The sequence below is a fragment of the Leptospira sanjuanensis genome, assembly GCF_022267325.1.
GTDB lineage: Bacteria > Spirochaetota > Leptospiria > Leptospirales > Leptospiraceae > Leptospira > Leptospira sanjuanensis.
The window spans coordinates 2,278,660-2,290,831 of the sequence record NZ_JAIZBG010000001.1; the positions used below are offsets into that span (position 1 = coordinate 2,278,660).

Annotated in this window: 12 protein-coding genes; 6 read left to right on the forward strand and 6 right to left on the reverse strand. The window is 46.3% G+C overall.

The window, feature by feature from the left end; translation table 11 throughout:
* The first annotated feature begins 15 nt into the window (after positions 1-15).
* The 3 genes from serA (at position 16) to LFX25_RS10325 (ending at position 2,393) form a co-directional block, all read left to right on the forward strand.
* The gene (gene serA / locus LFX25_RS10315) at positions 16-1,239 is read left to right on the forward strand and encodes a phosphoglycerate dehydrogenase (RefSeq protein ID WP_238730165.1); all 1,224 of its coding nucleotides are present in this window, start codon (positions 16-18) and stop codon (positions 1,237-1,239) included.
* A 134-nt stretch (positions 1,240-1,373) separates the two neighbouring features.
* Positions 1,374-1,679: a PilZ domain-containing protein gene (locus LFX25_RS10320; protein WP_118955787.1), complete on the forward strand. Its 306-nt coding sequence runs from the start codon at positions 1,374-1,376 to the stop codon at positions 1,677-1,679.
* A 264-nt stretch (positions 1,680-1,943) separates the two neighbouring features.
* Entirely contained in the window at positions 1,944-2,393 is a 450-nt protein-coding gene (locus tag LFX25_RS10325; protein ID WP_238730166.1) for a PaaI family thioesterase, read from the forward strand.
* A 120-nt stretch (positions 2,394-2,513) separates the two neighbouring features.
* Here the strand turns inward: LFX25_RS10325 and LFX25_RS10330 are convergent, their stop codons facing one another.
* The 6 genes from LFX25_RS10330 to LFX25_RS10355 form a co-directional block, all read right to left on the reverse strand.
* Positions 2,514-2,729, reverse strand: coding sequence for a hypothetical protein (locus tag LFX25_RS10330; protein WP_010574598.1), 216 nt, complete (start codon positions 2,727-2,729; stop codon positions 2,514-2,516).
* A 101-nt stretch (positions 2,730-2,830) separates the two neighbouring features.
* Positions 2,831-4,141: an LIC11996 family lipoprotein gene (locus LFX25_RS10335; protein ID WP_238730167.1), complete on the reverse strand. Its 1,311-nt coding sequence runs from the start codon at positions 4,139-4,141 to the stop codon at positions 2,831-2,833.
* 10 nt (positions 4,142-4,151) lie between these two features.
* The gene (locus tag LFX25_RS10340) at positions 4,152-4,997 is read right to left on the reverse strand and encodes an LA_0442/LA_0875 N-terminal domain-containing protein (RefSeq protein ID WP_406600491.1); all 846 of its coding nucleotides are present in this window, start codon (positions 4,995-4,997) and stop codon (positions 4,152-4,154) included.
* A 287-nt stretch (positions 4,998-5,284) separates the two neighbouring features.
* The gene (locus tag LFX25_RS10345; RefSeq protein ID WP_238730168.1) at positions 5,285-6,166 is read right to left on the reverse strand and encodes an alpha/beta fold hydrolase; all 882 of its coding nucleotides are present in this window, start codon (positions 6,164-6,166) and stop codon (positions 5,285-5,287) included.
* 1 nt (position 6,167) lies between these two features.
* Complete coding sequence (locus tag LFX25_RS10350; protein ID WP_238730169.1) at positions 6,168-6,632, reverse strand: DUF309 domain-containing protein; 465 nt, start codon at positions 6,630-6,632, stop codon at positions 6,168-6,170.
* Entirely contained in the window at positions 6,622-8,157 is a 1,536-nt protein-coding gene (locus LFX25_RS10355; protein WP_238730170.1) for an aldo/keto reductase, read from the reverse strand. Before LFX25_RS10355 ends, LFX25_RS10350 begins: the two co-directional genes overlap by 11 nt.
* A gap of 272 nt (positions 8,158-8,429) precedes the next feature.
* On the opposite strand from LFX25_RS10355, the gene LFX25_RS10360 reads away from it, so the two are divergent.
* From LFX25_RS10360 to LFX25_RS10370, 3 genes are read left to right on the forward strand one after another with little or no spacing between them, the layout of a single operon-like run.
* Positions 8,430-9,110 (forward strand): succinate:quinone oxidoreductase, encoded by a 681-nt coding sequence (locus LFX25_RS10360; protein WP_238730171.1) that lies wholly within the window; start codon positions 8,430-8,432, stop codon positions 9,108-9,110.
* An 18-nt stretch (positions 9,111-9,128) separates the two neighbouring features.
* Positions 9,129-11,042: a fumarate reductase/succinate dehydrogenase flavoprotein subunit gene (locus LFX25_RS10365; RefSeq protein ID WP_238730172.1), complete on the forward strand. Its 1,914-nt coding sequence runs from the start codon at positions 9,129-9,131 to the stop codon at positions 11,040-11,042.
* Positions 11,042-11,773, forward strand: a complete 732-nt coding sequence (locus LFX25_RS10370; RefSeq protein WP_100736761.1) for a succinate dehydrogenase/fumarate reductase iron-sulfur subunit — start codon at positions 11,042-11,044, stop codon at positions 11,771-11,773. Before LFX25_RS10365 ends, LFX25_RS10370 begins: the two co-directional genes overlap by 1 nt.
* The last annotated feature ends 399 nt before the right edge of the window (positions 11,774-12,172 follow it).

Sequence of the window (12,172 nt, forward strand, 5' to 3'; positions counted from 1 at the left end):
GGTTAGGTACTACCTATGATTTCATTTCCAAAAGATAAGATCAACGTCCTCCTTCTTGAGAACGTCCATCAGGACGCACACGAACTATTTAAGAAAGACGGTTTCAACGTCCGTCTTCTTCCCGCCGCTTTTTCGGAAAAAGAGCTTTTGAATGAAATCGAAAATATCCACGTTTTGGGAATTCGAAGCAAAACAAACGTAACCCCTCCGGTTCTGGAAAAGGCGAAACGTCTTTTAACGATCGGCTGTTTCTGCATCGGAACCAATCAAGTGGATCTCGCCGGAGCCGAAAAAAAAGGAATTCCGGTTTTTAACGCGCCATACTCCAACACGCGTTCCGTTGCGGAACTCGTCATCTCCGAAGTCATCATGCTCGCCAGAAGAGTTCCCGATCATATTCGAAACACTCACTCCGGGATTTGGAACAAAATTTCGAAAAACTGTTTCGAGGTCCGCGGTAAAACTTTGGGAATCGTCGGCTACGGCCATATCGGAAGTCAGGTTTCCGTACTCGCCGAAGCGATGGGAATGAAAGTCATCTACTACGATGTGCAAACCGTTCTTCCTCTCGGCAACGCAACTCCCGCGGATAGTTACGAGGCGCTCTTGAGAAATTCAGACTTTATCTCGTTTCACGTTCCTGAAACTCCGCAGACCATGAATCTTTACGGTAAGCAGGAAATCGAGATCACGAAAAAGGGCGCGTATATGATCAATCTTTCCCGTGGGAAGGTGGTCGATCTGGAAGCGTTAGCCGCCGCTATCAAAGCCGGTCATATCGCGGGCGCGGGAATCGACGTGTTCCCGGAAGAACCCGAGTCGAACAACGATCCGTTCTTAACCCCGATGCAAAACCTGCCTAACGTGATTCTAACGCCGCATATCGGAGGAAGCACGGAAGAAGCGCAGAGAAACATCGGTTCCGAGGTTGCGAGCAAACTTCTCAAGTTCGTAAACAACGGATCTACGACATTCTCCGTAAACTTTCCGAACTTGGAAATCACTCCGTTACCTACGGGACAGTATAGAATTCTCAACGTACACAAAAATCAACCCGGCTTTTTGAAGGACATCAACTCCATGGTTTCCGAAATCGGAGCGAATATCAGCTCTCAACACTTGGGAACGAGCGCTGAAATCGGATATTTATCCATGGTGATCGACAAGTCCGTCGGAGACGAACTCAAGGAAAAAATCGAAAAACATCCTTTTTCGATCAAAACTCGGATTCTTTACTGAACATTCTGCCTTTGTGCAAAGCAATTTGCCGAAAAGCAAATATAATGGAAATGTAATATAAAAAACATTCCATTGAGAAAGAATTTTTTGAATTTTGCTTGATTGAATCGAGCCGGAATTCGTATTATTGTGCCATGCACTATAACAGAATTCCAAACACAATCACCGTCTACCTGAACGAATTAGCCGATCAGAGCCTGCGATTGGCTGATAACATTCTGAAAGGTCTGCTGCACAGAACCGATTCTCCGGTCGAACCGGGAACGGTTCTGGAACTAAAACTCGGAACGATCAGTCTTTCCGGCGGAATTCAAATCCCGGTCAAAGTGATTCGCTGTGAGAAAATCTCCGGTTCGGAATACGATCTGTATTTGAATTATACGGAACGGGATTTTAACAAGGTTCAAGAAATCGAAGATTTAATCCGCGATCTTTCTTAAAGGGAGAGTTTCCAAGTACAGCTTTCATGAAATGTAGGAACTCATACGAATTTCGAATTTCAGAACGATGTTGTGCTTTGTCGGACCAAATACCGCTTTCAAAAATTGATCGACTTTTGAAAGCTCCCGACCGTAAAAGAACCGCATTTGTTTAGAATCAAACTTTCTCGTCCGGGATTGAAACTTCATCGTTCATTCCCGAAAAAGCTTCGCCTTAACCGCTCCGCATTGACAGAAATCGCCCCCTTCGGAATTTAACGATATATGAACGCATTCTTTTTAGAATTACCGGAATCGGATTCTCCCGAATTTGCAACGTATTTCGGATCACGGGACCGATTCTCGCAAAAGGTCGGTTATAAAGCTCTTTCGGCCAGTCCCGGTAAAAGCGAATACGAGATCGAAACGGACGAATCCTTTTTCAATCCGGTCGGTTCCGTGCACGGAGGAGTTTTGTTTTCGGCGATGGATAGTTCGGCGGGAGCTGCGGTTGCCGCCTGGATCAAAGCGTCGGGTCGAACGTTCAAGTTTATGGCGACCGCAAGCGCGGAGATCAAATATCTAAAAGGAGTAAAATCCGAAAAGATAAAGATCGTTACCGAAATCACCGAACACAAAGGCTCCGTGGTAAAACTGTTATCCAAATCCCTCAACGAACGAAACGAAACCGTAGCGGAACTTCATTCCGTCTGGGTCGTTAAATTCGAAAATTGATTCTTCGTTTCTCGGATTCTTTCGGACACGAAAATTCTTCGCGTCCTTCTTCCATTTTTCTAATTTAGAATTTTTGAATCCGTCGGAATCGTCGATTCGGACGGATTCGATTCGAGTTTGTTAAGCGACAAAGAATTCGGCGCGGCTGATGCTTGCGAGTTCCACGGCGCTGCTCAAATTCTTGGAAGGGAAATACACGATTTGTTCCCCGACCATTTTACGATTGCGATCCAATTCCACACGAGAACCGTCTTTAAGGTGCAGGACGATATCGATCCCGCGGTAGTTGATATATCTTTCTAACTGACTCTTAAACTTTGCACCCTGTTCTTGCATGGAAATATCCTTAAAAATTGTTGAAAGGATGTTCTAGGAGTACGGAGGAAAGTACAAGCTTTTTTTTACGAATGAGACAAAATTTTTTTATGTGAGCGTTTTTATTCCGACGTTAAAGTTATCGTTTCCTGCAAGGTCCAAGTCGCCCCGTCATTCGTGGAAACGTAATGTTTCAAACCGTCCCCTTCGATGTTCACAAAGTTATGCAGCTTGTCTCCTCCGGTGGTAGTCGCGTAAAACCCAAGGGCGGCCGTCTGACTCGGAACTGGGTCAAACGGATAACCCGGCGTCGGCAACGTTAAAGACGTCTGATTGAGTTGCGTCCAAGTGGCACCTAAATCGTTACTCTTAAATGCGTAGGGCGTTGAATTTCCACCTGCGTTGGCGATAAACGTGAGATACGAAAACGATCCGTTTACAAAACCTCGAACCGGATAGATGGAATCGGTACTGGATAGCGCGGACAACGCGATCACTTGTTGATACGAGTTTCCCGGAGAAGTCAATCCCCCCATAGAAGTCAAATCCCCAAACGTGGAAGTAATTCTTAAAGTACCGGCGCCGTGTTCGAGATAATGCGATTGAGTTCCGATCGGAGAAAGAAAGAAACTGCTCGGACCGGAATTCGTATAAGCGCCGGTTTTATAGTTGGATACTAGAGTGATCGGAGTCGGTCCGCCGAACGCCGCAACACCCCCGTTGGTGGAATAGAACTGATACGAATTACCGCTGATCGAATCCGCACACCAACCCACGGAACCGTTGTTGTAAACGTTCGTGCAGGAAGTGGGAACCGGTCCTGCGATCGTCTGCAGGTTGGTAAAATCGCTATTCGTATTGTAACAGGTGGTCGTACTTCCCAACTTTTGACAAAAGACGAGCTTTTCCACCGCACCGACGTTGAACGGTCCAAACCCGACAATCGGAGCGCCCGCAACCGGGGGCGTAAACTGCGTAAAGGTCATTCTGGTTCCCGCGCTCGGAAGACTCAGACCGACCCAGTAATAATAATTATAAACGCCCGTTGTCTCCAGAACCTCGAACAGGATCGCGTATTTGTTCGCGGTGTTCCCTGCAGTATATCCGTAACCTACCATGCTGGTAATTTGTCCTCCGATCATAGGCACGTTCGTCGGAATCATAAGCGTTCCGTTCTGACTCGCGATGATCAGATCGATCCGGTTTCTGGAATCATCCAAGCCGAAATTTCTACGCACATACGAAACGTAGACGTCCAATCCCGCAGGCCGAAACGCCGAATACTGATTGATCATAAAGTTCGTGTAACCGGTCGCACCTGAAAAAAAAGTCCGCAGAATACTAAGAGCTCCCGTAGGATCGAATTGACTCTCTTCGAATTTATAGCAGTTCAGAAGAAGAGAAAGCATTAGAATAGAATAATATTTTTTCATACGATTCCCCTTAAAAAAACCAGTTGTACCGAGCTTCCGCTCTCCAACCGAAAGCGTTGCCGGAGCCAGCGTTCAACGGATTCACTTCCCTCATCGAATCCAATTGTAACCCCTTTGTTCGAATTAGGCCATCCGGAGTTACTGCGATTTCCTCCTTTTCCCATTCCACACCCGTAAAATAAGCATGAGTGAGCTGAATCAAATAAATCAGCGCGGTCCCGGCCGCCACGCTTTGATAGTCTTGGATGGATTTTTTGTAAGCGGCCCGTTTATCGCCTACGTAGGCTTCTCCGAACAATAAATTTCCGGAAGCCTGTCCGTACAAAGACGCCTCGTCGTAGGCCGCCTTTTTACTTTCTATTTGTTTTGCGGCAAGTCCCGTCGCAACCGCTCCTGTCCAAAATAAGGCGCCGTAAACGATCGCCGTTTTTTTCCGCTCCGCCTTGTAATGACCCCAACCAGGAAGAACCGCGGATCTCCAAACAAGACTCCAACGGCTTCTCGTTCCTGAAGTTTTCACCGGCGGATTGATGACGACCGCTTCTTCCTCGATTCGTTTTTTCTCTTCGGCAGATTTGGCTTCTCGAATTTTCGTTTCTTCTTCTTGGCGGATTCGTTTCGCCTCGTCTTCGTTTACTTCTTTGTAGATAACTTTCAGAATGCTCCGCTTTGAAATCGTCCGAACCCCTCCGTCTGCGGTTCGTACGGTGATTGCCTTTTCGTTTTGACCGGTGACTTCTCCTTTGAGAGAGGTTCCATCTTTCAGAAGAATCGTCTGCGCACTCCATAGGGGCATCGAAAAAAACAAAGAGAAAATAAGAATGGATCGAAAAGAAGAAGTTGTGAAGCGCTTCAAAAAAAACTCCGCGGGAATTTTAAAAAAGAATCCCTGTCCTAAACAGAACTCGTTGGAAATTCTTTTCCAAAAGATCTTAACGTAGACGGAACCATGTTATCAATAACTTTTTGGTTTTGGATTTCGTAATAAATTCGTAAACGAAAAAACCCCAGGAAAAAAACTACTCCCGCTCGGACATCTTGCGTAAAATTCAGGCTAATTGAGTCGGATTTTCGGGAATTTTTTATGCGGTTCCGTTTATTTCGTTTGCGGGTTACGCTCGACCTGATCGCTTGATTGCGGCCTTAAGATTTCACAATCAAGCCGTGTTTCGAATAGAATTCGCTTAACAACGATTCGAGTTTTTCCGGTTGGTCGTGATGCATATTGTGACCCGCGTTTTCAATCTCGATATATTCAAGATGTCTAAAATGCGAAAGAATCTCCTCGCGGTTTTCCGGCATCAAATGAGTTTCCTTTCCGTAGATGATCAGGGTCGGGGAATCGATACATTCCCAGAGATGTCTCGTCAGATACGGGGAAAATACGAAGGGAAACCCGCGTTTGTACAAAGGATCGTTTTTCCATTGATATCCTGAATCCGTTTTTTTGGAAAGATAGACCGCAAGATCGCGAACCTTTTCCAAACTCAAACGCGGATACACTGGCTTTAAACGAAGGGTCAGTTCGTCCACGCTTGAAAAACTCTTATTCTTTCGTTCCTTGGTTCCGACCTCGTTGTTTTCCAACGTGTCGAGCCAGGCTTTTAGACGTTTTTTTTCGAACTCGGGAGATTGAATCGACATAAACCCTTCCAGACAAACGACGCTCAAAACCCGTTCCGGATAGATTCCCGCAAATCGCGCTCCGATTCCCCCTCCCATCGAATGACCTAAAATGTGGAATTTTTCGGGAAGAAATCGGGAGATGAACGTCTTCACGTCTACGAGGGTTTGAATGAAATGATAATTCCCTTCGCGGAGCCAATCGGAATCTCCGTGACCTCTATAATCAAATCGATATATATCGAAATGTTGCGATAAGAACGAGAACTGGTAGAGAAAGGTATCGGACGCGTCCTGAAATCCGTGAAACAAAAGGATCGCGTTGTTCTTTTCGTTCTTGTGGATTTTATAGGAAAGATTGTATCCGCCGGATTGAAAAAAGCCGCTTTCGATTTCACCCATATCAGCCTCTGAATAATTCCCGCCAGTCTTTCGGAAGCCGAGGAATCCTGAAAGCAGAAACTCTTTCTGCGTGAAGTTCGTCCCCGTCGTACAGACCCAAAATCGATTCCAGATCGGAAATCAAATCTAACGTTACCTTTTTTCCAAGTCCGTTTAACGCGGAGGAATTTAAGACGGATTCCAATTTTTCCTTCGACTTTTCCGCCTGCATACGGGAGCCTCGTCCGTTGGGTTTCACATAAATCTTGTGCAACGAAACGGAAAGCTGGATCAACGCCTGCAAAAAAGTCTTTCGAGGTCCGAAATCCTTTTTCCATTGGAATTCCAAAACCTCGTGCGCCTCGAAATACTTTCCTTCGTGAAACAATCGTTCCGCATTTTGATAAGCGAAGTCGATCGTGAGTTCGGGATCGTTTGTCGAAGTGATATGTTCGAACAGAGCCACGATTTCGGGATCAAACTTCAAAACGTTTCCAATCCTCGATTCGAATCTCGGAAAGAGCGGTCCCGAACGAAAGAGCCGCGTCCTCCACATACGTTTTCTTTCTCATCCCGAGCAGCACCGTTCCTTCCCGTAGAGAAGAATGCAGGAGATGCAACGCGATTCCGGAAAGATTCCAACCCCGATACTGCGGATAGTATTTTAGAATCTTCTCATAAACGGAGGATCGATCCTCGGCGTTCTTTTGTAACACGTACTGTTCCAGGATCGGAAGAGACTTGTTCAGGATCTCGATGTAATCCCCTTGTTTTTCCGGACCTGCGATCGTTTCCACTTGAGAGATCAGTTGTTGCACGATCGGAATCACGGTGCGCTCTAGAAATTGACTCAGATGATCCTGATTTTGAAACTGATCCAAATACGGCTCCGTAACAGAACGAAACGTGTATTTGTACGAACCCGCGGGAAGAAGGGAAAGAATCGTCGCTTCCTGCGCATAAATTCCGTTCAACTCTTCTTTTAAAAGAGCGAGAATACCCTCTCCGCTTTTTTTCGGATCATAAGAAAGTCTGAATATACTTCCCGCGTTCGAAATCGCGTTCAAGGGGCGATTGATCAAGGGAAGAAGTCCGTTTTCCCGAATGATTTCCACAAGGCTTTTGCCCTCGAATTGCGGTTCGAGAAAACCGATTTCCAAAAGATTGGCCGGGAACTGAACGACGGCAAAACCGGATTCTTCAAGAGAGAGTTCGTTTTGCACTTCCTTTGCGATCCGTAAAACTCGCTGCAAAGAAGTCGCCGTATATTTTTGCGGATCTTCCGGAAACGTATTGGAAGAAATTCCGTAATAGAGAATTTTACCTTCCTTTCTTTTTTGTTCCAGGAACCGGAAAGCGTTCTTAATTCTTTCGTAATATTGTTCGATCGCCTTTTCTTTCGGAACGTTATGCTTCTCCCGATCCATCAAAAAGTATTCGGGATTGTGAAGCAGGAACACGTCCACGGTTTCCAGTCCGAGACGTTTCAAAGAACGTTCTAGTTGATCCTCTAAAAAATCCGGATGAATGCAGTGATAACATCCTTCGGAGTAATAGGTGATCTCCGGAAATTCTTTGTTTTGTTTTTCCAGTTCGGTTACGATTTGTAGATTTCTTCCTTGGATATAACCGGCCTTTGTGACGAGGAAAACGTCTTCGCGCTTCAATTCTCCCTTTCCTATTTTTTTATGGAGAACCTTTCCGATTAAACTTTCGCTTTCTCCGTTTCCGTAATTGGAGGAAGTGTCGATCACGTTGAATCCCCGAGCCAACGAAAGTTCCAAAGCGGATTCATGTTCGGGAGATTCGAGTCCGACTCGATAACATCCGAACGCGATTCGGGAAAGTTTTCGTCCCCGAAACGTATAATACGGATTTAAAGTTTTCGTATCTTCCGGATATTTTTTTCGAAGGGGAGAATGCTCCGCAAATTCTTTCGTGGCTTGCGCGCTTGACTCGCCTTTTAATTTTTCTTTTTGATACAATGTTTGGAATGGATCGGATGCGTTCATGATCGTTTCTTTCGATTCTCTCGAAACTCCTTTGTTACGCGATGCACAAAATTCTCAAGGAAGTGAATGGGACACAAGTTGGTTTCTAATTGAGAAGGAATCTTAATAACTTTCGATTCCGGTATCAATTTTTTCAGTTTCCAATAAAAATGCTTTTCGTCCCAACTCGCTTTTTTACCCTAATTTAAGAAAGCGGGCTTCAAATCCCATCTTTTCGAATCATTTTAATTTTTCGATGAATTCTTTCCACCAAACAAACAGGAGAAAATGTAATGGATTTTAAGGCTGGATATCTCCGGTCTTCCATCGGGAGAAAAACTCTCGTGGCAGCGACCGGACTCGTTTATTTCGGCTTTGTGGTTGTTCATATGTTGGGAAATCTTCAGATCTTCCTAGGACAAGAAAAAATCAACGCATATGGCCAATCGCTTAGGGACATCGAACCCCTTCTCTGGGTAGCCAGAATCATTCTGATCGTTAGCTTTATCATACACGTTTATTACGCGATAAAACTCTCAATCGAAAACAAACAAGCTCGCCCGATCGCTTATGCAAAACAATACACGGTTCAAGCGTCTCTCGCTTCCAGAACCATGGCTTTGACGGGACTTTTAATTTTTTCCTTCATCGTGTATCACCTTCTCCACTTTACTCTCGGAGTCACCAATCCGGATCATTTCGCGATGACCGATTCCAAAGGAAGACACGACGTTTTTACGATGGTAATTCTCGGCTTTCAAAATCCGATCGTTGCGGGTTCTTACATCTTCGCGATGGTGCTTCTCGCTTCCCATATCAGCCACGGTGTCGCGAGCGTGTTTCAAACCTTGGGTTTGAGCACTCCCGAATTGAGCGGCAAGATCAAAGCGGGTGCGATCCTTTTCGCTTTAATCATCTTTATTGGAAACACTTCTATCCCGCTTTCGATTTTGCTGGGATACGTTCACCCGTAATTCTTTGGAGAACCATTCATGAGTTTAGATTCTAAAATTCCCAACGGCCCGATTGAGAAAAAATGGTCCAATCATAAGGCCGACATCAAGCTGGTAAACCCGGCCAACAAAAGAAAATTCAACATCATCGTAGTCGGTTCCGGTCTCGCAGGAGCTTCCGCTTCCGCGACACTCGCAGAACTCGGTTACAATGTAAAAACCTTCTGCTTTCAAGACAGCCCTCGTAGAGCGCACAGTATCGCGGCTCAGGGCGGGATCAACGCGGCGAAGAATTATCAGAACGACGGGGACTCCGTTCATCGTCTGTTCTACGACACAGTAAAAGGCGGGGACTTCCGTGCAAGAGAAGCGAATGTTCACCGTTTGGCGGAAGTTTCCGTAAACATCATCGATCAGTGTGTGGCGCAAGGAGTTCCTTTCGCGAGAGAATACGGAGGACATCTTTCCAACCGTTCTTTCGGCGGGGCGCAAGTTTCCAGAACCTTCTACGCAAAAGGTCAAACCGGACAACAACTTCTTTTAGGAGCGTATTCCGCGCTTTCCCGTCAGATCGGACTCGGCGCAGTGAAGATGTATCCAAGAACCGAGATGGTAGAATTGATCGTAGTAGACGGTCACGCAAAAGGAATCGTGGTTCGCGATCTCGTAACGGGAAAACTTTCCACTCATATGGCCGACGCGGTCGTTCTCGGAACCGGCGGATACGGAAACGTATTCTTCCTTTCCACAAACGCGAAAGGTTGTAACGTAACAGCGACTTGGAAGGCTCACAAAAAAGGCGCCTTCTTCGCGAACCCTTGTTATACGCAAATTCACCCGACTTGTATTCCTGTTTCGGGAGATCATCAATCCAAACTCACTCTGATGTCCGAGTCTCTCCGAAATGACGGAAGAATCTGGGTTCCCAAAAACAAAGGCGACAAACGCAATCCCGCGGACATTCCCGAAAGTGAAAGAGACTACTACCTCGAAAGAAAGTATCCGAGTTACGGAAACCTTTCTCCTCGCGACATCGCTTCTCGCGCGGCAAAAGAAGCCTGCGACGCGGGACTGGGCGTGGGAGAATCCGGTCAGGGCGTGTATCTCGACTTTGCGGACGCGATTCGTCGTCTCGGCGAACCGAAAATTCGCGACCGTTACGAAAATCTCTTCCAGATGTATGAGCAAATCACCGGTGAAAACCCATACAAACAACCGATGAGAATTTATCCTGCAGTTCACTACACCATGGGCGGTCTTTGGGTGGATTACAACCTGATGAGCAACCTCCCCGGTCTTTTCGTAATCGGCGAAGCGAACTTCTCCGATCACGGAGCGAACCGTCTCGGAGCTTCGGCTCTGATGCAAGGTCTTGCGGACGGATACTTCATTCTTCCTTATACGATCGGAAACTATCTCGCAGGAGCGGGGTTCAACTCTCGTCCGAGCGAAGATCATCCGGAAGCGAAGAAGGCTCTTTCCGATGCGGAAGAAACTACGAAAAAACTTCTTTCCATCAACGGAAAAAGAACCGTGGATTCTTTCCATAGACAACTCGGTAAACTGATGTGGGACAAGTGCGGAATGGCGCGTAACGACAAAGGTTTGAGAGAAGCGTTAGCCGAAATTCCTAAGATCCGTGAAGAATTCTGGCAGAACGTAAACGTTCCCGGAAGCGGCGCGGAACTCAACCAATCTCTTGAAAAAGCGGGAAGAGTCGCTGACTTCTTGGAATTCGGAGAACTGCTCTGCCTCGACGCACTCACAAGGGAAGAATCCTGCGGAGGTCACTTCCGCGAAGAATACCAAGAAGAAGGAGAAGCGAAACGAAACGACGATAAGTTCTGTCACGCTACCGCTTGGGAATTCAACGGAGTCGGTAAAAAACCAACCGAACACAGGGAAAAACTGGAGTTCGAAAACGTTCACCTCGCTACAAGGAGTTATAAATAATGGATCTGAAACTCAAAGTCTGGAGACAAAAGAGCGGAGAAGAAAAGGGAAAGATCGTAGACTACGACGCAAAAGATATTTCCCCGAACATGTCCTTTTTGGAAATGCTCGACGTGGTCAACGAAGAACTCATCACAAAGGGAGACGATCCGATCGCTTTCGAACACGATTGTCGCGAGGGAATCTGCGGTTCCTGCAACCTGATGATCAACGGACAAGCGCACGGACCGCACCAAGGTGTGACTTCCTGCCAGTTGCACATGCGTTCCTTCAAAGACGGTGACACCGTTTACGTGGAACCGTGGAGAGCCAAGGCTTTCCCAGTCATCAAGGATCTCGTCGTGGATAGAAGCGCGTTTGATCGAATCATCCAATCCGGCGGATTTATCAGCATCAACACCGGCGGGGCTCCCGACGCAAACGCATTACCGATTCCTAAAGTGGATGCGGACGTTGCGATGGACGCCGCGACTTGTATCGGTTGCGGAGCCTGCGTCGCTTCCTGCAAAAACGCGAGCGCAATGTTGTTCGTTTCCGCGAAGATCACTCACCTCGGCTTGTTACCGCAAGGAAAAGTGGAACAAAAAGAGCGCGTGAAAAAAATGATCAACGCGATGGATGCGGAAGGTTTCGGAAACTGCACGAACCAATACGAGTGCGAAGCGGTTTGCCCGAAATCGATTAAGAGAGATTTTATCCGGACGATGAATCGGGATTATATTCTTTCTTAAAAAGTTCAACCTGCCGGCGGCCTTCTTCTTTACAATAAGAGAACGCCGTCCCGCTTGAACCCGATCGTCAGGGTTAGTATTTTGTTTCTTTGAACAAAACCGTTTTTAAAAGCCGTCCCTCAGGGCGGCTTTTTTATGTCCGAACCGGAAAGACGCAAAGAAGATTTGCAGGCATCGATCGATTCCGAACGGAAATAGGATTTTTCGAAAACAAAACGAATCCTAATTTCAAGACGAGAATCGCGGTTCATTCTTTTAAAAAAACCGATCCAAAATCAAAACAAAATCCTGATTCCGTTTTCGAATCGCAATTTTCTATCCCATGCCATCAAATTATAGAATTGCGGATTCAAGACCTAAGAAGAAGTTGCTGAATTTTGAATATTCTCGAGGTTGAGG